Raw genomic sequence first — 26,425 nt, forward strand, 5'->3', positions numbered from 1 at the left:
TCCTTAATTGACGTGGATTTGATAAGAGCCGGCCGTGCTTCCAAAGCACCAACGGCAATCGATAGGATCAAATAATGCTACTTGATCCCAACTGGTTGTCTCGGCATCATGGGTTGACATTACACCTATGGCTTCAGTCTTGTGCCAGTGCATCTCCTTTGGGTGAGCAGCATCCAGGGTGTTGAGGAATGCGTTGTAGTCGGCAAGTTTCAAAAGATTATAGATTCCTCCCAATTTACTCGGAAGTTCATCACCCCAATTTAGATAGTATCCCTCCCCCCAACTACGCACATCGATGTGGGTAAACCACCCCATGGGCACTAGCTGTTCGTTTTGAATCAGAAGTTGACGGTTTTTTGCGGCAAAACCCAGGCAGATATGAAGATTTAAACCGCCTTCCTGCTCGGCCAAAACGCTAGGACAAAAAAATTGGGAAAGTGGCTGAGCTTCAAGATCAGAGTTTTGGGCTGCTAGCTCTGCGTCAAGTCGCGAGACAAATACCCGAACTACAGAGATTCCATTTGAGGTAGTTGTACAGCTCACCTCTTGATACTGACCATCGCTATTTTTTCTGGTCAAGCCATAGAGACGGATTGAAGATTTGAACGTAGAGGACTGATGCATCCATGCTCCAGATAATAATAACAAGGCACAAAAAATGAGAGGGAAAACTGCAATTGACTCAGTCTATTGAGCTCAATATAAAAGCATTTCAGAATCGCCTGTGGGACGTGCCCTTAGCCGGCTTAACAGAAATTGCCCCATCCCTTTCATGCGGATGTTGGTCAGATTGTCAGGTAAGGATAAATTTGTCGATGGTAAGCGTCTGGGCATTACGTGTTGTGTAACTAATCCGGTTACCGCCGATGCGGCAGCAGGCCCCTGATTCCACTTGCCCGCTGCGTGGGCAGGGGAGTCGGGACGTCCTTAAAAACTGTCCCTACAGGCAACTATGGTTCGATAACAGGACCGTCATGACTGGCCGCTTTTGGTCGTTTTCTGCCTTCCGCGACGGGCAGCAATCGGCCAGCGATTGCCTGCGCAGCCCAGGCGAATGGCCAAACCCCATTTTTCACCGTGCCGACTGACCAGCACCTAACGCACCGCGCCGCCCTCGAGCATGACGCGCGGCGCGTCTTCGTGAATGCCTTCCCTCATCCTGGTCCCACGCTGGATGGACCGCCCAAATTGCTAAAAAAACGAAGATGTTTCAGCGGATCAGCCAATACGGCCGGTGCGTTGGGGGCGTTCTACGCCCAATCCATCATCGGCCTGACGCAGATCGGCAAAGAGCGTGGGGGAGAGCTGTAGTTGATTTATCTTCAAGGCAGCGCGAATGAGCGCCTGACTTTCATGCTTAAAAATGGGAACCAACTGGTTCGGTGCAGGACGCTTTAACCAGCAAGGCTCGTACCAATTCTCGTACCACTGGCTGCGTTAAAGGGCGTTGGAACGAGATTGCTGGAGTACAAAAAACCCGGTTTTACTGCCCCTGCCGATCTACATGAACCAGCCCAAAATAGCGGTGTAATTCTGTTCCAGGGACATGAAACTACCTGTGGGATTTTACGCAAAGGGCAAGGGTACGGTGGCGGACACGGCGCTGCAAGCGTGAAGCGACAGCTTTACTCGTCGCGACCTTCCATCATGGTCCGTTTGAGCAGCACATAAACCGCTCCGGCGCCGCCGTGTTTAGCTTGGCAAGAGGTGAAGCCGAGTACCTGGGAATGCTGGCGCAGCCAGGTGTTGACGTGGCTTTTGATCATCGGCCGCTTGCCGTCCAGGCGCACAGCTTTGCCGTGGGTGACGCGCACGCAGCGGATTTCGAATTTGGTCGCTTCGGCAAGGAACGCCCACAGGGTTTCGCGGGCCTTTTCGACATTCATGCCGTGCAGGTCGAGGCTGCCTTCGAAGGGGATTTGGCCAATCTTCAGTTTGCGGATCTGGCTTTCCTGAACCCCGTCGCGGGCCCACATGAGCTCGTCTTCCGGGCCGACGTCGATCACAAACTGATCGGACAGACCGTCGACGGTGGTCGCATCGGTGCGCACGGTGGCAGCCTGACGCAGCTTGGCAATCTGCGCGCGGTCAGCCTTGGGTTTGCCGGTTTCGGCGCGATCGTGCTTGATCGGCTTGACGCCTTGGATCGCACTTTTGAACAGGGAAAAATCGTCGTCTTGCATGTCAGCCTCCGCGAAGGAGGGCAGTTTACCCAAGTCGCGACGCTATCCATAACAAACAATTGGAGCCCGGCCAGTGCCGAGCTCGAGGTTTCAGTCGTGTTTTTTCATCAGATGCGGAGCCATGTTCAGCTCTTGCGACTGGCGCGAGCGACGTCGGCAACGACGCCACAACCACACGCCGATGTACAACACCAGCAGGCCAATCACCAGGATCACCGCCGCGCCGGCCTTGTTGGTGTTCAGTTCGCCCATCGCGGGCGCGTGGCCGAGCAGACTGGCGCCGCCGGCCAGTGCCATCAGCACACCGAGCATCGCCAGCAGCGCGGCAATCGTTGCGCCGATTCGAAAACGCCAGTTGCTTTGGCCTTTGGGCCGCAAGCGGCGTGCGTCAAAACCATCGGATAACTTCATTCCGACCTTCCTCAATGGGTATCGGCCCTTCGACCGGGAGTTGACCGGGATGTTCCTGAGGCTAAGGCAATTGCAGCAAATGAGAGGCTTTTGCGGATGAGCGGCGGCATCGACCGCTCAGCGTCAGGCGATCAGATCAAATCGTGGGTCAGGGCGAGGGTGGCGAAGTTGTCCGCCATGATCGCCATTTCGGTCTGCTGCACATGTTCGGCGCTCAGCACGCTGTCCTTGTAGGGCAAATCGCGAGTGGCGCAGGCGTCTTCAACGAGTGTGCAACGGAAACCTAGGTTTTTCGCCGCGCGTACCGTGGTGCTGACGCTGGAATGGCTCATGAAACCGGCAACGATCAGGTCCAGCGAACCGAGTTCCTGCAAACGATCGTACAGCGGGGTGCCGTGAAACGCGCTCGGCAGCAACTTGCCGATGATGGTTTCGTCGCCCTGTGGCTCCAGGCCCGGGATGAATTCACCGCGCTCGCCCTGCGGATCGAACAGCCCGCCGACGGTGCCGAGGTGACGCACATGGACGATCGGCCGACCGGCTGCGCGGGCTGCGCTCACCAGTTGCTTGATGTTGGCGACGGCATTATCCATGCCGCTCAGGGCCAGCGGGCCGCTGAGGTATTCCTTCTGCGCATCGATGATGATCAGCGTCGCCTGGCTCAGTTTGGCCGCCGGGTAACCGCGGCCGCTGAGATGAAACATCGTTTGTGGAACGGACATTCTGGGGCTCCTTGGAGTGGGGCTTTTGCGACATTGTCCTCTGGCTGAGCGGTTCTGTGAATCGCTACTATCGCAGGCGCCGTCGTTGCTGGCGTGCAGCCTTGTCAAGATGCGCATTGTGTTCAATAGCCAATGGAAAATACAGATAAGTCCTACATCTGCTCGGCTGTTTTTCCCGCGTCGTCGTGGCGCGGTTTGGCTGGTAGAATCGCCAGTCGTTTTATTGCCACTCGTTTTATTTGGAGTTTGCCCCGTGATCACTTCCCGACTTCGTACCCTGCGCGACCATATCCGTTGGGCCGTCAGCCGCTTCCATGGGGAGGATCTGTTTTTCGGCCATGGGACCGACAACGCCTGGGACGAAGCCCGTCAACTGGTGTTGGGTTCGCTGCACTTGCCTTGGGAAATCGCTGACAGCTACCTCGATTGCGCGTTGGAAGACGACGAGCTGGTCAAACTGCAACGGCTGCTCAAGCGCCGCATCGAGGAGCGCATTCCCACCGCTTACCTGTTGGGCGAGGCGTGGTTCTGCGGCATGTCGTTCATCGTTGACGAGCGAGTGCTGATCCCGCGTTCACCGATTGGCGAGCTGATCGAAAAGCGTTTTGCGCCGTGGCTGGGCAACGATCCGCCGCGCATTCTCGACCTCTGCACCGGTTCCGGTTGCATCGGCATTGCCTGCGCCTACGAGTTCCAGAACGCCGAAGTGGTGCTGGCCGACCTGTCGTTCGAAGCGCTCGAAGTGGCCAACCAGAACATCGAACGCCACGGCGTCGATGAACGCGTGTACACGGTTCAGGGCGATGGTTTTGATGGTTTGCCGGGGCAGCGTTTCGACTTGATCGTGTCGAACCCGCCTTATGTCGATGCCGAAGATTTCGCCGACATGCCGGACGAATACCAGCACGAACCGGAGCTGGGCCTGGCGTGTGGTGAGGATGGTTTGAACCTGGTGCGCCGGATGCTCGCCGAAGCGGCGGATCACCTGACCGAGAAGGGGTTATTGATTGTCGAAGTGGGCAACAGCCAGGTTCACGTCGAAGCGCTATACCCGGAAGTCGATTTCGCCTGGCTCGATTTCGAGCGCGGCGGGCACGGTGTGTTCATGCTGACGGCGGAACAGTGCCGCGAGCATCAGGCCGTCTTCGCGTCCCGCGTCTGACCGCTATCATTTGTGGCGAGGGGGCTTGCCCCCGTTGGGTCGCGAAGCGGCCCGCGCACTTCCCCGCGCAGTTCAGCGTTTAACCGCAGCAAGCGGTTTACGCCTGCTGCGCTGTCGAACGGGGGCAAGCCCCCTCGCCACAACAAGCCCCCTCGCCACAAAGTGTTGCTACCGGTGCGTAGCAATCCAGATCAACAGTCCCGCCTGAAACACCGCAAATGCCACCAGGCAGGTAATGGTGAAGCGCAGCCCGGCGTCTTCACGTTTGTACTTGCTGACTTTCTCTTCGTGCTTCTTCAGCTTCACTTCCTGCTCAGCCAGGTTGTGCTCGGCTTGCTGAAGCATCTGCGCGGCTTCGAGAATTTCCACCTGCTGGAGCTTTTCGCTGTTCCAGTCCGCGAGTAGATCACCGACTTTCACTTCTTTGACGCTGCCCTTCAAATGCTGGGCATCGGCATACGCCACTTCAAAACCGTGCGCGCGCAAAAAGTGATCGCGGCGCAGGCGAGTGTCTTCGTTCAGTGCGTCTTTGTTGTTCAGGTCGGTGCCGTCGACGGTGTAGCCGGGCCAGCGTTTCTTCGCCCAACTGATGCCTTGAGCGGCGAGGTAACGGCCGATGCCACGGTTCAGCGGTTCGATTTGCAGCCCGCTGTCAGGGCCGAAATGCACGCGGCGGGTCTGGTGATCGACCCACACGTCCAGCAGATTCTGTTCCTTGCGCACCCGTTGGCCCGGCAGCTTGATGGTCAAGCGCATCAGGCTGAGTTCCTTGCTGTTGCGCTCGGCGTAACCGAATTCAACAAAGCGCAACGGCCGCCCGCCGGTGTTGCGATCGGTCTTCAACGGCGCCAGACGCAGCATTCTGTGGTGCTCGGCATGCACATCCGCCCACGGCAGCTCGACCGCTGGCGGTGCTTCTTTTTCAGCGCTGGTGTCGGGTGAAGTCTGGGTATCAGTCATAACGGCGAGATCCTGTCCAAGCTCTGCTTGCCGCCAGTCATAGCGCTGGCGACAAAGGCTTATCGGCCGTTTTACTCAAGACTGGAGGGCAATCAGCGCTTAACGGGTGCGAAGTCCGTCAATAAACCCAAGGATGCGCGCGCCCAGTTCGGCGGCCAGCGGCAATTGCGGGTCCTTGTACGAGGCCAATTGACGCTTCACGTCGTTGGGGACGATGCGCATCACGTGGTTCATGCCTTCGATCACCGCCAGTTCGGCGTCCGGTTTGGCTTCCTTGAGCAGCTTGGCGTCACCGACGCCGACCTGGATATCGTTGGTGCCCTGAACGATCAGCGCCGGCATTTTCAGTTTGGCAAACGCGGCGGCCGGGTCCTGACGGAACAATGAAATCAGGTAGGGCTGCACGCTTGGACGGAAAATCACCTGCAGTTGTGGCGGGACATTTTCGTCGGTGCGCCCGGCCTTGAGGCTGTCGAGCAATTCATTGCTGCGCAGCATCAGCGGTGGCGGCAGGCGATTGCTCAATTGCTGACGCAACACTTGGTCAACCGGGCGCGCGCTGCCGGACATGGAAATCACCGCCGATGCATCGACACTCGGCGCCGCCAGCGTGGCGATCAAGGCGCCTTCGCTGTGGCCCAGCAGAATCAACGGGCCAAAACGCGGATCAGCCTTGAGCTTCTGGCCCCAGGCCTCGGCGTCGGCAACGTAGGCTTCCACCGACAGATTGCGCTCGTCCGGGGTCGCGGCAAGGCTCGCCGCGACGCCGCGCTTGTCGTAGCGCACGCTGGCAATATTGTGTTTGGCCAACACCCACGCCAGCCGTTTGAGGCTGTCGTTGCGTCCGCCATCCGGGTTATTGCCGTCGCGATCTGTAGGACCGGAGCCGGAAATGATCAGGACAACGGGCACAGGCGTGTCGGATTTAGGCAACAGCAGGGAGCCGAAAAGCTCCCCGGTGCCGGTGATCAAACTGATTGGCCGCTGTAGGACAGTGGCCTGGGCGAAGCCGGTAAACAGGGTAAGGCTCAAGACTAGAACTCGCAGCATCATCACGCCATCATCAACAAGGTGCCGGTTGGACTCGCGGGCACCCAATAAGGTTCGCAGGTGGAAAGGTTAAGGCTGGAAAGGTTCGAGGATGAACTACTTGGGTAGCCTGCGTATACTGGCGCGCATTACGTATTCAGGTTCGATTTCACGGAGCGTCCCGCATGTCCGGCAATACCTACGGCAAGCTGTTCACGGTCACCACCGCTGGCGAAAGCCATGGTCCGGCGTTGGTCGCCATTGTCGACGGCTGCCCGCCGGGGCTGGAGATTTCCCTGGAGGATCTGCAGCGTGACCTTGATCGGCGCAAGCCCGGCACCAGCCGCCACACCACGCAACGCCAGGAAGCCGACGAAGTCGAAATCCTCAGCGGCGTGTTTGAAGGTCGCACCACCGGTTGCGCGATTGGTCTGTTGATCCGCAACACCGACCAGAAGTCCAAGGACTACTCGGCGATCAAAGACCTGTTCCGCCCGGCGCACGCCGACTACACCTACCACCACAAGTACGGCGAACGCGATTACCGCGGCGGCGGTCGCAGCTCGGCGCGGGAAACCGCGATGCGCGTGGCGGCCGGGGCGATTGCCAAGAAATACCTGGCGAGCCAAGGCATTGTCATTCGCGGTTACATGAGCCAGCTCGGCCCGATCGAAATCCCGTTCAAGACCTGGGATTCGGTGGAGGACAACGCGTTCTTTAGCCCCGACCCGGACAAAGTGCCGGAACTGGAAGCCTATATGGACCAGTTGCGCCGCGACCAGGATTCGGTCGGCGCAAAAATCACCGTGGTTGCCGAAGGCGTGATGCCCGGCCTCGGCGAGCCGATCTTCGATCGCCTCGACGCCGAACTGGCCCACGCGCTGATGAGCATCAACGCGGTCAAAGGCGTGGAAATCGGCGCCGGTTTCGCCAGCGTCGCCCAGCGCGGCACCGAGCACCGCGACGAGATGACCCCGGACGGTTTCCTCAGCAACAATGCCGGCGGCATCCTCGGCGGGATCTCCTCCGGCCAGCCAATCGTCGCGCACCTGGCGTTGAAGCCGACCTCCAGCATTACCACGCCGGGCCGCTCGATTGACGTCAATGGCAACCCGGTCGATGTCATCACCAAGGGCCGTCACGACCCGTGCGTCGGCATCCGCGCCACGCCGATTGCTGAAGCGATGATGGCCATTGTGTTGATGGATCACCTGCTGCGTCATCGTGGGCAAAACGCCGATGTGCGCGTGAACACGCCGGTGTTGGGTCAGCTGTAATGGCTGACCTCAAAGCCGTTTTGGTCTGAGGACCATGGCGGCGCTCCCGTACTGGCGGCTGTCCAGTTTTTACCTGTTCTATTTCGCCTTGCTCGGTTCGACAGCGCCATTTCTGGCGCTGTATTTCGATCACCTCGGATTTTCCAGCGCGCGCATCGGCGAGCTGGTGGCGATCCCGATGTTGATGCGCTGCGTCGCGCCGAACATCTGGGGCTGGCTCGGCGACTACACCGGCCGGCGCCTGGCCATCGTGCGTTTCGGCGCTGTCTGTACGTTGCTCACGTTCTCGCTGATCTTCGTCAGCAAAACCTACGCCTGGCTGGCGATGGTCATGGCGCTGCACGCATTCTTCTGGCACGCGGTGTTGCCGCAATTCGAAGTCATCACGCTCGCACATTTGAACGGTCAGACCTCGCGTTACAGTCAGATTCGCTTGTGGGGCTCGATCGGTTTCATCATCACCGTGGTTGCGCTCGGGCGCGTGTTCGAATGGCTGAGCCTGGACGTCTACCCGATTGCGCTGGTGCTGATCATGGCCGGGATTGTCGTCAGCAGCGTGTGGGTGCCGAACGCGCAACCGCTGCACAGCGAACGCGTGGCGGGGCAGGGTTTTCTCAAGCAATTGCGCAGCCCCGGCGTATTGGCGTTTTATGCCTGCGTGGCGCTGATGCAGATGAGCCACGGCCCGTATTACACCTTTCTGACCTTGCACCTTGAGCGACTCGGTTACAGCCGCGGCGTGATCGGCATGCTCTGGGCGGTCGGCGTGGTCGCTGAAGTGCTGATGTTCCTCGCCATGAGCAAAATCCTCGCGCGTTTCTCGGTGCGCCGGGTGCTGATGGCAAGTTTTCTGCTGGCGGCGCTGCGCTGGTTGCTGCTAGGTTCGTTTGCCGAATTTCTCTGGGTGTTGCTGTTCGCCCAAGTGCTGCACGCGGCAACGTTCGGCAGCTTTCACGCTGCTGCCATCCAGTTCGTGCAACGTAGTTTCGGCGCACGCCAGCAAGGTCAGGGCCAGGCGTTATACGCGGCGTTGGCCGGCACCGGCGGCGCGCTTGGCGCGTTGTATTCCGGTTACAGCTGGAATGCCCTCGGCGCAACATTGACCTTTAGTATTGCCAGCCTCGCAGCCTTCGCCGCTGCCGTTATCATTGCCACACGCATGCAAGAGGACCGGCCATGAGCCTTACCCGTGAACACCTCGCCCAGGAAATCATCGACGCCGGGCGTTTTCTCTATGGACGCGGTTGGTCGCCGGCCACCAGCAGCAATTACTCGACGCGCCTGTCGCCGACCGAAGCGCTGCTGACCGTATCCGGCAAGCACAAAGGCCAGCTCGGCATCGACGATGTGCTGGCCACCGACCTGTCGGGCAATAGCCTGGAGCCGGGCAAAAAGCCGTCCGCCGAAACCTTGTTGCACACGCAGCTGTATAGCTGGCGCACGGAGATCGGCGCGGTGTTGCACACGCATTCGGTCAACGCCACGGTGCTGTCGCGCCTGACGCCGGAAGATTTTATCGAGTTCGAAGACTACGAATTGCAGAAAGCCTTCAGCGGTATTTCGACCCACGAATCGTTGGTGCGCGTGCCGATTTTCGACAATGATCAGGACATTGCGCGCCTCGCCGCCAAGGTGCAGCCTTGGCTCGACGCCCATCCCGATTGTGTCGGTTATCTGATTCGCGGCCACGGCCTCTACACCTGGGGCGCGCGCATGAGCGACGCGTTGCGGCAGATCGAGGCTTTTGAATTTCTGTTCGAGTGCGAGTTGAAGACCCGCAGCGTCCTGAACCGCCAAGGCTGACTTCACCAGAAGCAGCGTGTTTGCCTGTTTAAACGCCGCGCCCGACCGGTCTGCAAGAACCGGACGGCGCTGCCGCTACCGAGGAATTGCCCCATGAGCAGCCTGTCCGTTTATCACGTCTCCAGCCCGGAAATACCCAACAAGGTATTGACCCATTTCGAAGACATCGCCTCGACCCTCGCCGAACAAGGCGTGCGTTTCGACCGCTGGCAAGCCGCCGCAAAAATCCAGCCGGGCGCCAGTCAGGAAGAAGTGATCGCGGCGTATCAGCAACAAATCGACAAACTGATGACCGAGCGCGGTTACGTCACCGTCGATGTCATCAGCCTGAACAGCGACCATCCGCAGAAAGCCGAATTGCGCGCCAAGTTTCTCGATGAGCACCGGCATGGCGAAGACGAAGTCAGATTTTTCGTCGCCGGGCGTGGCTTGTTTACCCTGCACATCGACGATTACGTCTACGCCGTACTCTGCGAGAAAAACGACCTGATTTCGGTGCCGGCCGGCACGCCGCACTGGTTCGACATGGGCGAACATCCGCATTTCGTGGCGATTCGTCTGTTTAACAATGCTGAAGGCTGGGTGGCCAAATTCACCGGCGAAGACATCGCCAGCCGTTTCCCACGCCTGGAGGACTGAGCCGATGCCGATCAAAGCGATTCTCACCGACATCGAAGGCACCACCAGCGCGGTGAGTTTTGTCTTCGACGTGCTGTTCCCGTACGCCGCCAAACACTTGCCGGACTTCGTTCGGCAAAACGCCGGTCGCGCCGATGTCGCCGAGCAACTGGATGCCGTGCGCCGTGACAGCGATGAACCGCAGGCGGATGTCGAGCGAGTCATCGAGATTCTGCTGGGCTGGATCGCCGAAGACCGCAAAGCCACGCCGCTCAAGGCAATCCAGGGCATGGTCTGGGAGCAGGGTTATCAGGCCGGGCAGTTGAAGGGCCACGTTTACCCGGACGCGGTTGACGCGCTGAAGCGCTGGCATCAGGACGGTTTTCAACTGTTTGTGTATTCCTCCGGCTCGATCCAGGCACAGAAGCTGATCTTCGGGTGCTCGGAGGCGGGGGATTTGTCGCCGCTGTTCAGCGGGTATTTCGACACGACTTCCGGGCCGAAGCGTGAGGCGCAGTCGTATCAGCGCATTACCCAGGCGATTGGCGTGGCAGCGGGGGAGATTCTGTTCCTGTCCGACATCGTCGAAGAACTCGACGCGGCGCGAACGGCGGGTATGGCAACGTGCGGTTTGGCGCGTGAGGGTGGCGAGTTGGCAGGGCACGTGACCGTCGACAGCTTCGGCAAAATCGATCCCTGCGCGTTCTAAACCATCACCGCAGTACCTTGTAGGAGTGAGCCTGCTCGCGATGGCGGTTTGTCATCCAGCATCATTGTTGACTGACACTCCGCCATCGCGAGCAGGCTCACTCCTACAATGGGTCGCATTCCACAGTTGCTGCCGGGGCGCTATAGCAATTTCCAGACCCCACAAACAACTCAGGCCGTGAAGCGATAACGCTCACGGCCTGTCTGTTTGCAGCGTCGAACGATTTACGCCGAGTGGTACGTCGGCAGGGCAAATCGTTGTTGGCTCTGCAGCATCGAAATCTGCGGCAGTTCACTGGCCTGTTCAGCCAGGTCACGGCGGATCGCGCTGATCACCCACGACAACTGATCGCCAGCGTGCAACTGCTGGTAAGAGATCGAGCGTTTGAACACTTTGCCTTCGGCGCTGCGCAATGTCAGCAGGATGCCACCGTCAGGTCGAGCCTGGGTGGTCACGTCGAAGTTGGAGAACAGGGAGTTAAATTTTTCTTGGATCAGGCTCATGTCTATCAGCTCCGTTAGCACTTGATTAGCAAGCATGGAGAGGTAGTTGCAGTGATTGTGCCAGCACGAGCCAATTAAAAAACCGTTATAAATCAATAAGTTATTTATATGTCGAATTTATGCTTTCGTGCAATCTGCATGAATAGCCATCGTGCATCCTGCATTTTGCGTGGTTTTGCACGATTCAACGGAACCAAAGGCACAAGCAAGGATCGTGTTTTCGCGTGTCCCGGCAGCGGATACAAAACATTGCAAAAACCGCGTGTACAGCGTCGGAACGGCTGACGTATTTTCGGGCTCATTCCATGCCGCCCGATAATAAGAAGACCGACCGGGAGCTACCATGCGCGACACGATCACCTGGGGCATGATGCTCCGCAAATTACCGACGATCGCCAAAGCCATTCCCCGCGTGGTGAAGGGCATGAAAGTCGCCAACGTCAAGGACCCGACCCAACCGTGTGGCCTCGCCTGGACCTTCGAACAGGCGACTTTGCGCAACCCCGACGGCCTCGCGCTGCTGCAAAACGACGTGGCGCTGACCTATGCGCAGGTCAATCAGTGGGCCAATCGCATCGCTCATCATCTGATCAGCCAAGGCATCGGCAAGGGCGACGCGGTGGCGATTTTCATCGAGAACCGCCCGGAACTGCTGGTGAGCATTCTCGCCGTGGCCAAGGTCGGCGCGATCAGCGCGTTGCTCAACACTTCGCAGACTCGTGACGCGCTGGTTCACAGCCTTAACCTCGTGGCGCCGGTCGCGATCATCGTCGGCGAAGAGCTGGTGCCGGCGTATTCCGCAGTCCGCCAGCGCGTAGCGATTGCCGAAACCCGCACCTGGTTTGTCGCCGACCGCGAAACTTATGGCAGTCCGGGCATTTCGCCCGACGACTTTATCAACTTGATGGAAGTCAGCGCCGACGCTGGCGACGCCAGCCGAAACCACAACCCGCCAAGCAGCCAACAGGTGTTTTGCGATGACACCTGCTTTTACATCTACACCTCCGGCACCACCGGGCTGCCCAAGGCCGGCGTGTTCAAACACGGGCGCTGGATGCGCAGCTCGGCGAGTTTCGGTTTGATCGCGCTGGACATGCGCCCCGAAGACGTCGTCTATTGCCCGTTGCCGCTGTATCACGCCACCGGCCTGTGCGTGTGCTGGGGGTCGGCGATCAGCGGCGCCTCGGCGTTTGCGATTCGCCGCAAATTCAGCGCCAGCCAGTTCTGGAGCGACGTGCGCAAATACCGCGCGACCACCCTCGGTTATGTCGGCGAATTGTGCCGTTACCTGGTCGATCAACCGCCCAGCGCCGATGACAACCAACACGGCGTGACCAAGATGATCGGCAACGGCCTGCGCCCCGGCGCGTGGCAACAATTCAAGACGCGCTTCGGCGTCGGCCACATCTGCGAGCTCTACGCGGCGAGCGACGGCAACATTGGTTTCAGCAACATTCTCAACTTCGACAACACCATCGGTTTCTCGTTGATGAACTGGGAGCTGGTGGCGTACGACCACGACAGCGGCGCGCCAATTCGCAACGCCAAGGGTTTGATGAGCAAAGTCGCCAACGGCGAGCAGGGTTTGTTGCTCGCCAGAATCGACGACAAAGCGCCGCTCGACGGCTACACCGATCCGCAGAAAACCGAAAAAGTCGTGCTCCGCGATGTGTTCAGCAAGGGCGACCGCTATTTCAATACCGGCGACTTGCTGCGCAACATCGGTTTTGGCCATGCGCAGTTTGTTGATCGCTTGGGCGACACCTATCGCTGGAAGGGCGAAAACGTCTCGACCACCGAAGTCGAAAACATTCTGCTGCAACACCCGAACATTTCCGAAGCCGTGGCTTACGGCGTGGAAATCTGCAACACCAATGGCCGCGCCGGCATGGCCGCGATCACGCCCGCCGAGTCGCTGGCGACCCTGGATTTCAGCGAATTGCTGAGTTTTTTGCAGGCACAAATGCCGGCGTACGCAGTTCCGTTATTTCTGCGGGTGAAGGTCAAAATGGAAACCACCGGGACCTTCAAATATCAGAAAACCCGGCTCAAGGATGAGGGTTTCGATCCGGGCAAAACCGCTGATGATCCGATCTATGCGTGGCTGCCGGGCAGCCAGACTTACGTGCAAGTGACTGCGCAGGTGTTGGCAGATATTTACGCGGGCAAGTACCGCTATTAAATCTGGCTATGGCAGCGCATGAGAAAAAATGAGTGACAGGCGCGAGGGCGCTCGGGAAACTGTCGGCTTTTGCGAACGACCAATATGGAGTCCCTATGTCAGACCAAAGCCGCCAGATGACGCCCGAAGAAGCTGCTGAATTTGCCGAACAGGTGTTCAACAAAGCGCGCGAGGGCGATGCCGCGATGATGGCTGCGCTGCTGACCAAAGGCTTGCCGCCGAACCTGCGCAACCACAAGGGCGACACGTTGTTGATGCTCGCTGCGTACCACTGTCACGCCGAGACGGTGAAAGTATTGCTCGAGCACAAGGCCGATCCCGAGATCCGCAACGACAACGGCCAGAGCCCGATTGCCGGCGCCGCGTACAAGGGCGATCTGGCGGTGGTCAAAGCGCTGGTGGAAGGCGGGGCGCAGGTTGACGGCTCGTCGTTCGATGGCCGCACGGCGCTGATGATGGCGGCCATGTTCAACCGCGTGGAAATCGTCGATTACCTGATCAGCAAAGGTGCCGACCCGCGCGCCAAGGACGCCAATGGCGTGACCGCCATCGATGCGGCGAAAACCATGGGCGCGGTGGATACCATGGCGCAACTTGAGAAGCTGCTGGCCTGAACCCGAACCTGCCGCTGATCCCGTAGGCCTGGCTTGCCCGCGATGGCGATTGTGCTGATGTCATCGCGGGCAAGCCTTGCTCCCACAGCGTCAATGGGCGGCGTAATGCTGTATCCTTCGCGCCCTCAAAATTCTCCTTCGCTACAGGATCCGCGCCATGAAAACCGCACTCGTCGAACTCATCAGCAAAATCAGCTCCGGGTGCATGGGCGATGACGAAATCCTCAAGATCGCTGACGAAGCGGCGCAGGCCTACGCTGATCCGCAAGCTTTCCTGACAGCCAATCCCGACATCAACTACGACGACACCTTCCCAATGCCATTGGGCGAGTGGGTGGTGGTCGGCAGTCTGCCGGAAACCGTGCTGTTCCAGGCTGACACCTACATGGATTTGTTCGCGCAGATCGTCGCCTCGTTCGGCCCCGGCGTCGACTTCAACGTCAAACCCAAGCAACTGGCCAAGACTGAAGCCCTGACGGCGCTCAACCGCATTCAGGTGCAGATGAGCAGCATGAACAAGGAAAACGGTGGTTACACGCTGATGAACTTCAGCCAGTTGCTCGACGACGAACTGCAAGTGGTGCTGGTTTACGGCAACGACGTGCCGCGTGTTCTGCAGTTGTGCGCCGAAGTCGGCATCGCTGCCGCGCCGTCTCTGGAAGCGCTGAAAGTGGCGGTTCACGTTTAATGCAATAAAACGGAACCCTCGTCAGGGCCGGCTATCCTAAGACTGCATGCCACTATCTAGGGAGCAACACCATGGGTTCGACGTTTAACGGTCTGATTGGCCTGATCATTTTCGCCCTCGACATCTGGGCCATCATCAACGTGCTGAAAAGCGGCGCTACCACCGGGATGAAAATCGTCTGGGTGCTGCTGATCCTGTTGCTGCCGGTGCTGGGCCTGATCATCTGGGCCATCGCCGGACCACGAGGCAATGTGCGCATCTGACCTTGTACCCGGCTCCCCTGCGGGAGCGAGGCTTGCCCGCGAAGAGATCGTGTCATTCGACATTGATATCGACTGACACGACGTCTTCGCGGGCAAGCCTCGCTCCTGCAGGAATTCGGTGCGTGATCATGTGAGGTTCGACCTGTCATGTTCCGCAACGTAGAATGCGCGCCTTTCCCGGGCAATCGAGCCTTTCGATTGGCCATCATGGGCGGGTAACCGTCCGTTGCCGCCGCATTCATCGGAGCACTTCCCATGAGCACCACCAAGACCAGCGAATACCTGGAAACCCTGTACGAAGGCTACGGCCAGCGTTTTCGCATGGAAAAACTGCTGCACGAAGTGCGCACCGAACACCAGCATCTGGTGATCTTCGAAAACCCGCGCATGGGCCGGGTCATGGCGCTGGACGGTGTGATCCAGACCACCGAAGCCGACGAATTCATCTACCACGAGATGCTCACCCACGTGCCGATCCTTGCCCACGGCGCCGCCAAGCGCGTGCTGATCATCGGCGGCGGCGACGGCGGTATGCTGCGCGAAGTGGCGAAACACGGCAGCGTCGAGCACATCACCATGGTCGAGATTGACGGCACCGTGGTCGACATGTGCAAAGAGTTTCTGCCGAACCACTCGAAGGGTGCTTACGACGACCCACGGCTGAACCTGGTCATCGACGACGGCATGCGATTTGTCGCCACCACTACGGAAAAATTCGACGTGATCATCTCCGACTCGACCGATCCGATCGGGCCGGGCGAAGTGCTGTTCTCGGAGAACTTCTACCAGGCGTGCCACCGCTGCCTGAACGAGGGCGGCATTCTGGTAACGCAAAACGGCACGCCGTTCATGCAACTGGGCGAAGTGCAAACCACCGCCGGACGCCTGCGCAGCCTGTTCCCGGACTGGCATTTCTATCAAGCGGCCGTGCCGACTTACATTGGCGGCGCGATGACGTTTGCCTGGGGCGCGACCAACACCGCTTACCGCAAACTGTCGCGCGAAACCCTGCAACAGCGCTTCGCCGGCAGCGGCATCGTTACCCGTTACTACAACCCGGAAGTGCACATCGGCGCCTTCGCCATGCCGCAGTACGTGTTGAACGCGATCAACAAGCCAAGTAACGACTAACCCGTCCCGAACCAACGTAATTCCCGGCAGGAGCAGAGCTTGCTCGCGAAAGCGGTGTACCCGTCGACAGGTGTTTTGACTGATACAGCGTCTTCGCGAGCAAGCTTTGCTCCTACAGGGTTGCGGTAAATTTTTGCTGACCCAGCGACGCAATCCGTTTGAACGATCACACAGTGCAAAAGTCCAGATAGTTGTAAGCCCATTTGCGGGTTTGATCGAGGAGGCACTGATGTCAAAGTGGAAAATCACTTTCGTAGATGATCACGGTGAAACGGTCGATGAAGTCTTCGAGTGCGAGGAATGCCCGGATAACGAGCACGCCGCCAAACTCATCAAGGCTCGATTCCTGCCGGTGGCTGCCGAGCTGGATCTGAATGATCTGGAAGGCCGGACCACTGATGCCAGCGTCAAAAGTCTGAAAACCCAGAACAGCATAGAAATCCTCGGCATTACGCCTGCCTGAACCTCATCTGTCTCATTCTCAACCAGACCTTGGCAGCAGCTCCGAGATGGGGCTACTCTGCAAGCGAGATCAGCGATTGGATCGCTAAGGTCTGGTCTTGTCAGCTACATGCTTAAACCCCGGCGGCAACCTGATTACGGGTTGACGTAATGTCCTCGCCAATCGGTCGCGGGCAATGGGAGTACGGAAAGTCTATCCATATTTTTCAGGAGGACGATTCATGAGCACAGCCTATCAAGAAGACATCAGCACCAGCGTGCTGCGCCGCATGAAGGAAGGCGGTTTCGATTTTTCACGGTTCCATCCCATCGAGTTCTACGCAATTTTCCCGGACGAGGAACGGGCCCGCAGAGCAGCAGTGCATTTTTGTGGTGAATCGCTGAACGCGCAGGTCAGCGTGCGTGACGACGGCGCCTGGCATTTGGAGTTAAGCAAAGTGATGCACGCCACCTACGACGGTATTGGCGATTTCGAGCAGGATTTCGAGGCGGTGGTCGAGCCTCTGGGCGGAATTATCGAGGGCTGGGGCGTCAAGCAGGAGGTACGAGGGCTACTCGCATAACACTATGAACAGCGACAACATCCACTAACGGCTGACCTTCGGGTTGGCCGTTTTCGTTTTTGCGCAGGCATGAATCCTTGTAGGAGCTGAGCTTGCTCGCGAAGGCGTCCGATCAGACACAACTGTATTGGCTGACCCACCGCTATCGCGAGCAAGCTCGGCTCCCACAGGGATTGTGTGCATTCCGCCCTTGTAGGAGCTGAGCTTGCTCGCGAAGGCGTCCGATCAGACACAACTGCATCGGCTGACCCACCGCTATCGCGAGCAAGCTCGGCTCCCACAGGGATTGGGTGTATTGGAGTGAGCGCGTGTCACGGCTGGGTTTTGCGCCCGGCCATGTGTTGCAGATACGCGACCAACTTATCCAGATCCGCCGTCGGCAATACCTGCTCGGAGAAGCCCGGCATTTTCGCCTGTGGCCAATGGCGCAGGCTTTGCGGGTCGCGGATGTAGCGTTTGAGGAAGTCGGCGCCGAAATATTCGGTGGGGTTGTACGGGATATTCAGGTCCGGCCCAAACTGCGCATCGCCCGCACCATTGAGCCGGTGGCACGCCAGGCAATTCTTCTGAAACAGCGCAAATCCCTGGTTCACCGGATCGTCCGCCTTCAACGCCGGATCCGGCAACAACGCCGGAAAGCGCTCTGCTACCGGCGCCATACGCTTGATGCTGGCGACCTGAAACGGCCATTGCTCGGGGCTGATATTGCCGGCCTGCGGATCGGTCCAGACCAGATAAAACGGCCCGGCGCTGGGTTTGTTCGCCGACAGCGCCGGCCACGGTTTGCCCGGATCTTCAATCGCCAGCCAGGCCTGCGCGCCGTGCTTATTGAGCAACGGCGCGGCCGCCAATTCAGCGGCAAAACCATCGAGTGCCACGGCTTGCAGATGATCTTCAGGTTTAACGCCAGTCAACAACGCAGCCAGCGGCACCGCTTGATAGTGCATGTCGCGTTTGTAGGAAACGTCGTTGCTGATATTGATGGTCTGGACCTGAGGATGCTTGAGCAACTCCTCGGTCTGCCAGGTGCGAGTGCTCGCGCCCAGCTGCAGGTTCAGCTGTGCGGCAAACAGGGGCGTGCCGAACAGCATGGCCCCAATCAGTAAAAAAGCTCTCAAATGATCGCCGTCCATGTCGTGGAAGTGCCGGGAAGGTTGGCACACCCACGCTGGCTCGGGTAGCGAGCCAGGCAACTTTTCCAATCAAAGCCGTTCGGGCGATAACAAAACCTGGCGCCGTTTTCGATCAGCCGCCTAACCAATCACCTTGGTCAGGTTGGGCAAAATCAACAACAGCGTGGTGGCGAATAAGATGAGTCCCGCTTGACGTACTTTCGAATGTTTGAACATGGCTGACCGCCTTTTTTGTTATTTGCTGATGCCTGCCTGCATATCTCCATGACGGCAAAGCGCTGCACTTCCTGTAAGACGAGTGCCTCGGCAAAACCCGACGACAACTTCGTACATGTTCACCTTAGAGCCCGCGTCACTCGTGGTTTAGATCCATTTCGTCTGGTGTGCAGGAAAAAAGCTCTTAAAAAGGCATGAGGCCTATCGCCAGCTGCGTGGACGCCCGTTGGCTAGACACCTTGGTCACCTGAAACGGTTAATCCGATAGCTGACTACCGTCCGTCTGAGCGTGAGCGTCAACGTCGATGAGCATTGCGGTCATTGAATCCAGCGCCGCTGGGCTTAAGGTGACCACTCAGCATTTACTCCCCGTACAGGTTCGAGGACGTCATGACCCAAGCTTTGATTTTCGACGCGCTACGCACGCCCCGTGGCAAAGGCAAGGCTGATGGCGCGCTGCACAGCGTCAAACCGGTGAACCTGGTGGCCGGGTTGCTGACGGCGTTGCAACAACGCACGTCCCTCGACACCAGCCAGGTCGATGACGTGGTGCTCGGTTGCGTCACGCCGATCGGCGATCAAGGTTCGGACATCGCCAAGACCGCCACGCAAGTTGCCGATTGGGACGTCAGCGTCGCGGGCGTGCAAATCAACCGGTTCTGCGCTTCGGGCCTGGAAGCGGTGAACCTCGGCGCAATGAAAGTTCGTTCCGGTTTCGAGGATCTGGTGGTGGTCGGCGGCGTCGAGTCGATGTCGCGCGTGCCGATGGGCAGCGACGGCGGCGCGTGGGCGCTGGACCCGGCAACCAACCTGCACAGCCATTTCACCCCGCAAGGCGTCGGCGCCGACCTGATCGCCACCATCGAAGGTTTCAGCCGTCAGGACGTCGATGCCTACGCGCTGCACTCGCAGCAAAAAGCTGCGCGGGCGAGGGCGGATGGGTCGTTCAACAAATCACTGGTGCCGGTACAGGACCAGAACGGCATCATCCTGCTCGATCACGATGAATTCATCCGCGCCGAATCGACGCTGGAAGGCCTCGGCAAGCTCAAGCCGAGTTTCGAGATGATGGGGCAAATGGGTTTCGACGCCACTGCACTGCGCGTTTACAGCCACATCGAGCGGATCAACCACGTGCACACGCCGGGCAACAGCTCCGGGATCGTCGACGGCGCCGCGCTGATGCTGATTGGCTCCGAAGCCAAGGGCCGCGCGCTGGGTCTGCAACCGCGAGCGCGGATCGTCGCAACGGCGGTCACCAGCACCGACCCGACGATCATGCTCACCGGCCCGGCGCCGGCCACGCGCAAAGCCTTGGCCAAAGCCGGGTTGCGCGTCGAAGACATCGATCTGTTCGAGGTCAACGAGGCCTTCGCCTCGGTGGTGTTGAAGTTCATCAAGGACATGGCGATCGACCCGGACAAGGTCAACGTCAATGGCGGCTCGATTGCCATGGGCCATCCATTGGGCGCCACTGGTTGCGCGATCCTCGGCACCTTGCTCGATGAACTGGAAACCCGGCGTCTGCGTTATGGCCTAGCGACCTTGTGTGTCGGCGGCGGCATGGGCATTGCCACCATCATCGAACGCCTCTGAGCCCCGACTTCAAGGAAATTCCCTCATGACTGAAGCGATTCGTTACGACAAAGGCCAAGACCAGATCGTGGTCCTGACCATCGACATGCCGGGCCAGAGCGCCAACACCATGAACGCGGTTTACCGCGACGCCATGGCCACCTGCGTCGCCCGGCTGGTGGCGGACAAGGACAACATCGCCGGGGTGATCATCACTTCGGCGAAGAAGACTTTTTTTGCCGGGGGCGACCTCAACGAGCTGATCAAGGTTGGCAAACCCGAAGCCAAAGCGTTCTACGACATGGTGCTGACCCTGAAAGGGCAATTGCGTACCCTGGAAACACTGGGCAAACCGGTGGTCGCCGCGATCAACGGCGCGGCGCTGGGCGGCGGCTGGGAAATCTGCCTGGCCTGCCATCATCGGGTCGCGCTGGACAATCCAGCGGTGCAACTCGGCCTGCCGGAAGTGACGCTCGGCTTGCTGCCGGGCGGCGGCGGGGTGGTGCGCATGGTGCGCATGTTGGGCCTGGAGAAAGCGTTGCCGTACTTGCTCGAAGGCAAAAAGGTCCGCCCGCAACAGGCGTTGCAAGCAGGGTTGATCGATCAATTGGCAGCGGATCAGGATGAATTGCTCGGCAAGGCGCGGGCGTGGATCGCGGCCAATCCGAGCGCCGTGCAGCGCTGGGACGTGAAGGGTTATCAGATCCCGGGCGGCACACCGTCGAACCCGAAAGTCGCGCAGATGCTGGCCATCGCGCCGTCGATCCTGCGCGCCAAAACCCAGGGCTGCATGCCCGCGCCGGAAAAAATCCTCTGCGCGGCAGTCGAAGGCGCACAGGTCGATTTCGACACTGCGCACTTGATCGAGACGCGCTATTTCACCGAATTGACCACCGGCCAGGTCGCAAAAAACCTCATTGGCACCTTCTGGTTTCAACTGAATGAGATCAATGCCGGCGGTTCGCGGCCGCAGGGTTTTGCGCCTTATGTGACCAAGAAGGTCGGCGTGCTTGGCGCCGGCATGATGGGCGCCGGGATCGCGTTCGTCAGCGCTTCGGCGGGCATCGAGGTGGTGCTCAAGGACATCAACGTTGCGGCGGCGGAGAAGGGTAAAGCGCATTCCGCTTCGTTGCTGGAGAAGAAAGTGGCGCGCGGTCAGTTGAGCGCCGAACAGCGCGACGCGGTGCTGGCGCGGATCAAAACCACCGACAGCGATGCCGACCTGGCCGGTTGCGACCTGGTAATTGAAGCGGTGTTTGAAGATCGCGAATTGAAAGCCAAGGTGTCTGCGGCGGCGCAGCAAGTCGTCGGCGCCGACGCGTTGATCGCGTCCAATACCTCGACGTTGCCAATCAGCGGCTTGGCCACTGCGGTGCCGGATCAAAGCAAATTCATTGGCCTGCACTTCTTCAGTCCAGTGGAAAAAATGCCGCTGGTGGAAATCATCAAAGGCAGCCGCACCAGCGACGAAAGCCTGGCGCGCGGTTTCGATTTCGTCCTGCAAATCAAGAAAACCCCGATTGTCGTCAACGACAGTCGCGGCTTCTTTACCTCGCGGGTGTTCGGCACGTTCACCAATGAAGGCATCGCCATGCTCGGCGAAGGCGTGAGCGCGCCGATGATCGAGACCGAGGCGCGCAAAGCCGGGATGCCGATCGGGCCGCTGGCGATCTCCGACGAAGTTTCCCTCAGCCTCATGAGCCACATCCGACAACAAACGGCGAAGGATCTGCAAGCAGAAGGGAAGCCGCTGATTGAGCACCCGGCGTTCGCCGTAATTGACTTGCTGCTCAACGAATACAAGCGTCCGGGCAAAGCCGCTGGCGCGGGTTTTTACGATTACCCGGGCGCCGGGCAGAAACATTTGTGGGCGGAACTGAAGACGCGTTTCGAGAAGGCCGACGGGCAGATTTCGCCGAAGGACGTGCGTGATCGGCTGCTGTTCGTGCAAGCGATTGAAACCGTGCGCTGCGTGGAGGAGGGCGTGCTCACCTCGACGGCGGACGCCAACATTGGCTCGATCTTCGGCATCGGCTTTGCCGCGTGGACCGGCGGCGCGTTGCAGTTCATCAATCAATATGGCCTGAAAGACTTTGTTGCCCGCGCGCAATACCTGGCCGAGCAGTACGGCGAACGCTTCGCCCCGCCCGCGTTGCTGCTGGAAAAAGCCGCGAAAGGTGAGGTGTTTTAAAGGATAGATGACGCACGCCGGGGCTTGCCTTGCCACCGTGTTTCGAGGCAGGCTTCGGGGTGTGCATTATTCCCATCACGTGTCAGGTATTTTTTATGTCGTTACGCATCTGCATTCTTGAAACCGACAACCTGCGTCCAGAACTGGTCGATCAATATCAGGGTTACGGGCAGATGTTCCAGCGTCTGTTTTCGCAACAGCCGATCGAAGCCGAGTTCACCGTTTACAACGTGGTGCAGGGCGAATACCCGAGTGATGAGCTGACGTTCGACGCTTACCTGATCACCGGCAGCAAGGCCGATTCCTTCGGCACCGACCCATGGATCGAAACCCTGCGCACTTACTTGCTGAAGCGCTACGAGCGCGGCGACAAATTGATTGGTGTGTGCTTCGGCCATCAGTTGCTGGCGTTGTTGCTGGGTGGCAAGAGCGAGCGCTCGACCGCAGGCTGGGGCGTTGGCACTCACAACTACAAACTGGCGGCAAAAGCGCCGTGGATGAGCCCGGTTCGCGAAGAGCTGACGCTGCTGATCAGTCACCAGGACCAGGTCACCGCGCTGCCGGAAAACGCCACGGTGATTGCTTCAAGCGATTTCTGCCCGTTTGCCGCGTACCACATCAACGATCAGGTGCTGTGCTTCCAGGGTCACCCGGAATTCATTCACGATTACTCGCGCGCGCTGCTGGATATTCGTCAGGAAGCGTTGGGCGAACAGGTTTATTCGAAAGGCGTGGCCAGCCTTGAAAGTGAACACCACGGCACCACGGTGGCGGAATGGATGATGCGCTTTGTAGCGCACAAGCCAGCAGCGGTCTGAGCCAAAACCGGGGGAGGGGGCTTGCCCCTCCTCACCATAAGATTTCTACAACCAGCCGGACTTTTTGAAACTCGCCCACAAACTTACACATCCCACCGCAATAAACCCCAGCACGCCGAAATAGCCGTAATGCCAGCTCAACTCCGGCATGTTCTGGAAATTCATCCCGTAAATCCCCGCCACCGCTGTCGGGAATGCGAGAATCGCTGCCCACGCCGCAAACTTGCGCTGCACCACGCTTTGGCGTGACGCTTCCAGCAACACGCCGACCTCAATGGTCTGGCTGGCGATATCCGCCAACGTCGTCAGGTCTTCCATTTGCCGCGTGACGTGAATCTGCACATCGCGGAAATACGGGCGCATGTTCTTGTCGATAAACGGGAAGCTGAGCTTTTGCAGTTCCTCGCCAATCTCGACCATCGGCGCCGCGTAACGCCGCAAGCGCAATACGTCGCGCCGCAAGCCGTGAAGTTTCTGGATATCGCGCTCATTCAGCGCGCTGCACAACACGTTGCGTTCCAGCTCATCAATTTCGGCGTGAATCGCTTCGCCGACCGGCTGATAGTTCTCGATGACGAAATCGAGAATCGCGTAGAGGACAAAATCCTCGCCGTGTTCGAGCAAAATCGGACGCGCCTCGCAGCGTTGTCTGACATACGCGTAGGACGCCGAGTGGCCGTTGCGGGCGGTGATGATGTAGCCAGTGCCGGCAAAGATGTGAGTTTCGATGAACTCCAGTTTGCCGTCATTGCGAATGGGCGAGTAGGTAACGATGAACAGCGCGTCGCCGAAGGTTTCCAGCTTCGGGCGGCTGTGTTTTTCCATGGCGTCTTCGATGGCCAGTTCGTGCAGGTTGAACTGGCTTTGCAGCGCGGTGAGTTCATCGGCGCTCGGCTCTTCGAGGCCGATCCACACAAAGTGGCCGGGCTTGGCGGCCCACGCCGCACCTTCATCGAGGGTGATATTGGTGATTTTCTTACCGGCGCTGTAAACCGCAGCAGCAACAACTCTACCCATGGTGTTGGTTCACTTCTTGTCAGCAAATGGCAGTGGCAGGCAGTGTGCAGCTTAGCCTTGTGTTGCTTGAGATTCAGTGAAACCTGCAGAGTTCGCCGGCAAAAAAAATCAGCTGTCGTGAAGCGATGTTTTATCGCTGCTCAGGCGATTTTCAGCTGCTGATCCATCGAGGCGATGCACTCGCGCATCTGCTCGCGGCATTGGGCGATCAGCTGCGGCATGTCATCCATGCTCAAACCGGCTGTAGGAATTGCCGGCAGCGAGCGAATCAGAATTTTCCCACTGCGCCAGCGGTTTAATCGCATGTGTTTGACGTAACTGCTGACACACACCGGGATGATCGGCACGCCGGCGGCGATAGCCATCTGGAACGCGCCTTTTTTGAACGGCAGCAAATCCTCGCCCAGATTGCGCGTGCCTTCCGGGAAGACCCAAATCGAGGTGTCTTCGTGTTGCAAGGTGTGCGTGGTGGTCAGCATCGACTGGCGCGCCTTGTGCGCGTTGCCCCGGTCGATCAGCACGTTGCCCGCCAACCAGAACAACTGGCCGAACAGCGGCACCCACTTCAGGCTCTTCTTGCCGATGCACACGGTGCGGCGCGGCACCACGTTGCCGAGGACAAACAGATCATAGTTGGATTGGTGATTGGCGATGATTACGCAGCTTTCAGGTTTGTCCATCATCGGCCCCACGTCAGCCTTGACCCGCAGGCGCAAAATGCACATCGCCGGCCAGGCATACAGCCGCGCGCACAAACGACTGTTGTCCGGATTGAACGGTCGGCACAGCCCAAGCAGCACGCCCAACACACCAGCGAGAATAAAGTGCAGGCCCATCAATAACATACGAAACACAAACAGCATTTACAGGCCCCACCGGACAAAAGGTGGCGCAGTGTACGGATGTGCACTGTTTTCGGCAATTGCCGCTATAGAGGTAGGAGATAGGCGATGTTTAAGCGCATGTTTCAGAGTTGCATGTCAGACGCAGCCTAGAGCGCTTGCATACTTTTCGACGCGGCACGTAAGAAAAAGCCCGACACGACGGTCGGGCTTTTCGTTGTCACAGCTTTGGGCTCAGCCCAGATGTTCCTGATCCTGGATGATCGCGTTGTCCAGCGTCTCCAGCAGCGCCTTGCGCACTTTCAACTTGGTGGCCTTGTGCGCGTTCATGTTGATCTTCTTCAACTGACGCGCCGCCGCCAGCGCTGCACCTTGCAGTTCTTCGGCCGAGACCACGACATCGAGGAAACCGGCAGCAATCGCGCTCTGCGGGTTGAACATCTCACCATTGATCACCGAGCGATGGAACGCCGCGTTGCTCAAGCGATCGCGAGCCAGCTCGATGCCGGCGTGGTGCATGGTCATGCCGATCTGCACTTCGTTCAGGCCAATGCTGAACGCGCCATCAACGCCGATGCGGTAATCGGCCGACAACAACAGGAACGCACCCTTGGCCACCGCGTGCCCGGTGCACGCTACGATCACCGGGAACGGGTGCGCGAGCAAACGACGAGCCAGCGTCGAACCGGCGGTGACCAGCGCCACGGCTTCTTTAGGCCCAGCGGTCATTACTTTCAGGTCGTAACCACCGGACAAAATCCCCGGCGTGCCGGTAATGATCACCACCGCACGATCAGTCACAGCCTGATCCAGCGCAGCGTTGAACGCCGCAATCACGTCCGGCGAAATGGCATTCACCTTGCCGTTGGCCAACGTCAGGGTCGCGATACCGTCTTCGAGGTGGTAGGAAATCAACTCACTCATGACGCTATTCCTTGTATGAAAGTTGAGGCAGACGTTACCCACCGCCGCCGGCCAGGTAAAGCGCCGTGACTGACTCGCCAGTCATGCTTTGCCAGTCGCAGAAGGGTAGCCGACCGCGCCGGCCGTGCATTCTTGTCTATATAGAAGAGAGCGCCGCGCCGGAGATTGGCCGGTTTGCCATAGCCACGAAACTGCCGGAAGCTCTGAATCGCTAAGCGCATGAAAATTCTGAAAAAAATATTTGCCATCGGAAAAGCTTTCGACTACATTAGCGCGCCTCGACAGACAGAACATGTTTGAAGAGATACGGTGAAGTGTCCGAGTGGCTTAAGGAGCACGCCTGGAAAGTGTGTATACAAGAAATTGTATCGAGAGTTCGAATCTCTCCTTCACCGCCAAATTTTGAAAAGCCCTGTAACTCAATTAGTT

Annotated in this window: 27 protein-coding genes and 1 tRNA gene; 17 read left to right on the top strand and 11 right to left on the bottom strand. The window is 58.8% G+C overall.

Translation table 11 applies throughout. The features are described from left to right. Positions 1-3: 3 nt before the first annotated feature. The 4 genes from BI292_RS14820 to BI292_RS14840 form a co-directional block, all read right to left on the bottom strand. Positions 4-624 carry a hypothetical protein gene (locus BI292_RS14820; RefSeq protein WP_101208290.1) on the bottom strand — a complete coding sequence of 207 codons (621 nt, stop codon included), beginning with the start codon at positions 622-624 and terminating at the stop codon, positions 4-6. Between the two features lie 1,001 nt (positions 625-1,625). Next, positions 1,626-2,183 carry a Smr/MutS family protein gene (locus tag BI292_RS14830; protein ID WP_101208291.1) on the bottom strand — a complete coding sequence of 186 codons (558 nt, stop codon included), beginning with the start codon at positions 2,181-2,183 and terminating at the stop codon, positions 1,626-1,628. 90 nt (positions 2,184-2,273) lie between these two features. Then, complete coding sequence (locus BI292_RS14835) at positions 2,274-2,594, bottom strand: hypothetical protein (RefSeq protein ID WP_092271102.1); 321 nt, start codon at positions 2,592-2,594, stop codon at positions 2,274-2,276. Positions 2,595-2,725: 131 nt separating this feature from the next. Continuing rightward, a complete protein-coding gene (locus tag BI292_RS14840; RefSeq protein ID WP_101208292.1) occupies positions 2,726-3,316 on the bottom strand; it encodes a cysteine hydrolase family protein in 591 nt (196 codons plus the stop codon). Positions 3,317-3,569: 253 nt separating this feature from the next. On the opposite strand from BI292_RS14840, the gene prmB reads away from it, so the two are divergent. Beyond that, a complete protein-coding gene (gene prmB, locus BI292_RS14845; protein ID WP_101208293.1) occupies positions 3,570-4,478 on the top strand; it encodes a 50S ribosomal protein L3 N(5)-glutamine methyltransferase in 909 nt (302 codons plus the stop codon). 168 nt (positions 4,479-4,646) lie between these two features. Here prmB and BI292_RS14850 read toward each other — a convergent pair whose 3' ends face one another. Next, positions 4,647-5,438, bottom strand: a complete 792-nt coding sequence (locus tag BI292_RS14850) for a hypothetical protein (RefSeq protein ID WP_092271093.1) — start codon at positions 5,436-5,438, stop codon at positions 4,647-4,649. A gap of 99 nt (positions 5,439-5,537) precedes the next feature. Then, complete coding sequence (locus BI292_RS14855; protein WP_101208294.1) at positions 5,538-6,536, bottom strand: alpha/beta hydrolase; 999 nt, start codon at positions 6,534-6,536, stop codon at positions 5,538-5,540. A 116-nt stretch (positions 6,537-6,652) separates the two neighbouring features. Here BI292_RS14855 and aroC point away from each other — a divergent pair, with 116 nt between their 5' ends. The 5 genes from aroC (at position 6,653) to mtnC (ending at position 10,874) form a co-directional block, all read left to right on the top strand. Beyond that, entirely contained in the window at positions 6,653-7,744 is a 1,092-nt protein-coding gene (gene aroC, locus BI292_RS14860; protein WP_092271087.1) for a chorismate synthase, read from the top strand. A 34-nt stretch (positions 7,745-7,778) separates the two neighbouring features. Further along, positions 7,779-8,924 carry an MFS transporter gene (locus tag BI292_RS14865; RefSeq protein ID WP_092271084.1) on the top strand — a complete coding sequence of 382 codons (1,146 nt, stop codon included), beginning with the start codon at positions 7,779-7,781 and terminating at the stop codon, positions 8,922-8,924. Beyond that, positions 8,921-9,547, top strand: a complete 627-nt coding sequence (locus BI292_RS14870; protein ID WP_101208295.1) for a methylthioribulose 1-phosphate dehydratase — start codon at positions 8,921-8,923, stop codon at positions 9,545-9,547. The genes BI292_RS14865 and BI292_RS14870 overlap by 4 nt, the downstream gene beginning before the upstream one ends. A gap of 93 nt (positions 9,548-9,640) precedes the next feature. Next, positions 9,641-10,186 carry an acireductone dioxygenase gene (locus BI292_RS14875; protein ID WP_101208296.1) on the top strand — a complete coding sequence of 182 codons (546 nt, stop codon included), beginning with the start codon at positions 9,641-9,643 and terminating at the stop codon, positions 10,184-10,186. 4 nt (positions 10,187-10,190) lie between these two features. After that, positions 10,191-10,874: an acireductone synthase gene (mtnC, locus tag BI292_RS14880; protein WP_101208297.1), complete on the top strand. Its 684-nt coding sequence runs from the start codon at positions 10,191-10,193 to the stop codon at positions 10,872-10,874. 224 nt (positions 10,875-11,098) lie between these two features. Here the strand turns inward: mtnC and BI292_RS14885 are convergent, their stop codons facing one another. Further along, positions 11,099-11,377 (bottom strand): DUF3509 domain-containing protein, encoded by a 279-nt coding sequence (locus BI292_RS14885; protein ID WP_092271072.1) that lies wholly within the window; start codon positions 11,375-11,377, stop codon positions 11,099-11,101. A gap of 343 nt (positions 11,378-11,720) precedes the next feature. On the opposite strand from BI292_RS14885, the gene BI292_RS14890 reads away from it, so the two are divergent. The 7 genes from BI292_RS14890 to BI292_RS14920 all read left to right on the top strand — a co-directional run bounded on the left by BI292_RS14890 (position 11,721) and on the right by BI292_RS14920 (position 17,280). Beyond that, positions 11,721-13,559: a long-chain-acyl-CoA synthetase gene (locus BI292_RS14890; protein ID WP_101208298.1), complete on the top strand. Its 1,839-nt coding sequence runs from the start codon at positions 11,721-11,723 to the stop codon at positions 13,557-13,559. 95 nt (positions 13,560-13,654) lie between these two features. Then, a complete protein-coding gene (locus BI292_RS14895) occupies positions 13,655-14,173 on the top strand; it encodes an ankyrin repeat domain-containing protein (protein WP_092271066.1) in 519 nt (172 codons plus the stop codon). A 157-nt stretch (positions 14,174-14,330) separates the two neighbouring features. Then, positions 14,331-14,861: a hypothetical protein gene (locus tag BI292_RS14900; protein ID WP_101208299.1), complete on the top strand. Its 531-nt coding sequence runs from the start codon at positions 14,331-14,333 to the stop codon at positions 14,859-14,861. A 71-nt stretch (positions 14,862-14,932) separates the two neighbouring features. Beyond that, positions 14,933-15,124, top strand: a complete 192-nt coding sequence (locus tag BI292_RS14905) for a PLDc N-terminal domain-containing protein (protein ID WP_092271060.1) — start codon at positions 14,933-14,935, stop codon at positions 15,122-15,124. A gap of 255 nt (positions 15,125-15,379) precedes the next feature. After that, a complete protein-coding gene (speE, locus tag BI292_RS14910; protein ID WP_092271057.1) occupies positions 15,380-16,255 on the top strand; it encodes a polyamine aminopropyltransferase in 876 nt (291 codons plus the stop codon). 229 nt (positions 16,256-16,484) lie between these two features. After that, positions 16,485-16,718, top strand: a complete 234-nt coding sequence (locus tag BI292_RS14915; protein WP_092271054.1) for a hypothetical protein — start codon at positions 16,485-16,487, stop codon at positions 16,716-16,718. Between the two features lie 220 nt (positions 16,719-16,938). Then, positions 16,939-17,280, top strand: coding sequence for a ribonuclease E inhibitor RraB (locus BI292_RS14920; protein ID WP_092271051.1), 342 nt, complete (start codon positions 16,939-16,941; stop codon positions 17,278-17,280). A gap of 311 nt (positions 17,281-17,591) precedes the next feature. Here BI292_RS14920 and BI292_RS14925 read toward each other — a convergent pair whose 3' ends face one another. After that, positions 17,592-18,413: a cytochrome c gene (locus BI292_RS14925; protein WP_101208300.1), complete on the bottom strand. Its 822-nt coding sequence runs from the start codon at positions 18,411-18,413 to the stop codon at positions 17,592-17,594. Between the two features lie 606 nt (positions 18,414-19,019). Between BI292_RS14925 and BI292_RS14930 the strand changes: the two genes are divergently transcribed. From BI292_RS14930 to BI292_RS14940, 3 genes are all read left to right on the top strand, one after another. Then, on the top strand, positions 19,020-20,225 hold the full coding sequence (locus tag BI292_RS14930; RefSeq protein WP_092271045.1) for an acetyl-CoA C-acetyltransferase: 1,206 nt from the start codon (positions 19,020-19,022) through the stop codon (positions 20,223-20,225). A gap of 25 nt (positions 20,226-20,250) precedes the next feature. After that, positions 20,251-22,395 carry a 3-hydroxyacyl-CoA dehydrogenase NAD-binding domain-containing protein gene (locus BI292_RS14935; protein WP_101208301.1) on the top strand — a complete coding sequence of 715 codons (2,145 nt, stop codon included), beginning with the start codon at positions 20,251-20,253 and terminating at the stop codon, positions 22,393-22,395. A 95-nt stretch (positions 22,396-22,490) separates the two neighbouring features. Then, positions 22,491-23,213 carry an amidotransferase gene (locus BI292_RS14940; protein WP_092271038.1) on the top strand — a complete coding sequence of 241 codons (723 nt, stop codon included), beginning with the start codon at positions 22,491-22,493 and terminating at the stop codon, positions 23,211-23,213. 45 nt (positions 23,214-23,258) lie between these two features. On the opposite strand, the gene BI292_RS14945 is transcribed toward BI292_RS14940, so the two are convergent. From BI292_RS14945 to BI292_RS14955, 3 genes are all read right to left on the bottom strand, one after another. Next, positions 23,259-24,230, bottom strand: coding sequence for a magnesium and cobalt transport protein CorA (locus BI292_RS14945; protein WP_092271035.1), 972 nt, complete (start codon positions 24,228-24,230; stop codon positions 23,259-23,261). Between the two features lie 140 nt (positions 24,231-24,370). After that, positions 24,371-25,093 (bottom strand): 1-acylglycerol-3-phosphate O-acyltransferase, encoded by a 723-nt coding sequence (locus tag BI292_RS14950; RefSeq protein ID WP_092271032.1) that lies wholly within the window; start codon positions 25,091-25,093, stop codon positions 24,371-24,373. 213 nt (positions 25,094-25,306) lie between these two features. Next, positions 25,307-25,996 carry a crotonase/enoyl-CoA hydratase family protein gene (locus tag BI292_RS14955; protein ID WP_101208302.1) on the bottom strand — a complete coding sequence of 230 codons (690 nt, stop codon included), beginning with the start codon at positions 25,994-25,996 and terminating at the stop codon, positions 25,307-25,309. Positions 25,997-26,304: 308 nt separating this feature from the next. Between BI292_RS14955 and BI292_RS14960 the strand changes: the two genes are divergently transcribed. Further along, a tRNA-Ser gene (locus tag BI292_RS14960) sits at positions 26,305-26,394 on the top strand. Positions 26,395-26,425 lie beyond the last annotated feature (31 nt).

The sequence above is a fragment of the Pseudomonas sp. 43NM1 genome (assembly GCF_002836905.1).
Lineage (GTDB): Bacteria > Pseudomonadota > Gammaproteobacteria > Pseudomonadales > Pseudomonadaceae > Aquipseudomonas > Aquipseudomonas prosekii.

What these genes read in the sequence shown, in the direction of transcription:
- BI292_RS14930 (WP_092271045.1), top strand. Translation starts at nt 19,020, where the DNA reads ATGACCCAAGCTTTGATTTTCGACGCGCTACGCACGCCCCGTGGCAAA.
- BI292_RS14830 (WP_101208291.1), bottom strand. Translation starts at nt 2,183, where the DNA reads ATGCAAGACGACGATTTTTCCCTGTTCAAAAGTGCGATCCAAGGCGTC.
- BI292_RS14905 (WP_092271060.1), top strand. Translation starts at nt 14,933, where the DNA reads ATGGGTTCGACGTTTAACGGTCTGATTGGCCTGATCATTTTCGCCCTC.
- BI292_RS14820 (WP_101208290.1), bottom strand. Translation starts at nt 624, where the DNA reads ATGCATCAGTCCTCTACGTTCAAATCTTCAATCCGTCTCTATGGCTTG.
- BI292_RS14925 (WP_101208300.1), bottom strand. Translation starts at nt 18,413, where the DNA reads ATGGACGGCGATCATTTGAGAGCTTTTTTACTGATTGGGGCCATGCTG.
- BI292_RS14915 (WP_092271054.1), top strand. Translation starts at nt 16,485, where the DNA reads ATGTCAAAGTGGAAAATCACTTTCGTAGATGATCACGGTGAAACGGTC.
- BI292_RS14870 (WP_101208295.1), top strand. Translation starts at nt 8,921, where the DNA reads ATGAGCCTTACCCGTGAACACCTCGCCCAGGAAATCATCGACGCCGGG.
- mtnC (WP_101208297.1), top strand. Translation starts at nt 10,191, where the DNA reads ATGCCGATCAAAGCGATTCTCACCGACATCGAAGGCACCACCAGCGCG.
- BI292_RS14900 (WP_101208299.1), top strand. Translation starts at nt 14,331, where the DNA reads ATGAAAACCGCACTCGTCGAACTCATCAGCAAAATCAGCTCCGGGTGC.
- BI292_RS14895 (WP_092271066.1), top strand. Translation starts at nt 13,655, where the DNA reads ATGTCAGACCAAAGCCGCCAGATGACGCCCGAAGAAGCTGCTGAATTT.
- BI292_RS14935 (WP_101208301.1), top strand. Translation starts at nt 20,251, where the DNA reads ATGACTGAAGCGATTCGTTACGACAAAGGCCAAGACCAGATCGTGGTC.
- BI292_RS14875 (WP_101208296.1), top strand. Translation starts at nt 9,641, where the DNA reads ATGAGCAGCCTGTCCGTTTATCACGTCTCCAGCCCGGAAATACCCAAC.
- BI292_RS14865 (WP_092271084.1), top strand. Translation starts at nt 7,779, where the DNA reads ATGGCGGCGCTCCCGTACTGGCGGCTGTCCAGTTTTTACCTGTTCTAT.
- speE (WP_092271057.1), top strand. Translation starts at nt 15,380, where the DNA reads ATGAGCACCACCAAGACCAGCGAATACCTGGAAACCCTGTACGAAGGC.
- BI292_RS14850 (WP_092271093.1), bottom strand. Translation starts at nt 5,438, where the DNA reads ATGACTGATACCCAGACTTCACCCGACACCAGCGCTGAAAAAGAAGCA.
- BI292_RS14920 (WP_092271051.1), top strand. Translation starts at nt 16,939, where the DNA reads ATGAGCACAGCCTATCAAGAAGACATCAGCACCAGCGTGCTGCGCCGC.
- BI292_RS14890 (WP_101208298.1), top strand. Translation starts at nt 11,721, where the DNA reads ATGCGCGACACGATCACCTGGGGCATGATGCTCCGCAAATTACCGACG.
- BI292_RS14955 (WP_101208302.1), bottom strand. Translation starts at nt 25,996, where the DNA reads ATGAGTGAGTTGATTTCCTACCACCTCGAAGACGGTATCGCGACCCTG.
- BI292_RS14950 (WP_092271032.1), bottom strand. Translation starts at nt 25,093, where the DNA reads ATGCTGTTTGTGTTTCGTATGTTATTGATGGGCCTGCACTTTATTCTC.
- BI292_RS14835 (WP_092271102.1), bottom strand. Translation starts at nt 2,594, where the DNA reads ATGAAGTTATCCGATGGTTTTGACGCACGCCGCTTGCGGCCCAAAGGC.
- BI292_RS14945 (WP_092271035.1), bottom strand. Translation starts at nt 24,230, where the DNA reads ATGGGTAGAGTTGTTGCTGCTGCGGTTTACAGCGCCGGTAAGAAAATC.
- BI292_RS14885 (WP_092271072.1), bottom strand. Translation starts at nt 11,377, where the DNA reads ATGAGCCTGATCCAAGAAAAATTTAACTCCCTGTTCTCCAACTTCGAC.
- BI292_RS14940 (WP_092271038.1), top strand. Translation starts at nt 22,491, where the DNA reads ATGTCGTTACGCATCTGCATTCTTGAAACCGACAACCTGCGTCCAGAA.
- BI292_RS14840 (WP_101208292.1), bottom strand. Translation starts at nt 3,316, where the DNA reads ATGTCCGTTCCACAAACGATGTTTCATCTCAGCGGCCGCGGTTACCCG.
- aroC (WP_092271087.1), top strand. Translation starts at nt 6,653, where the DNA reads ATGTCCGGCAATACCTACGGCAAGCTGTTCACGGTCACCACCGCTGGC.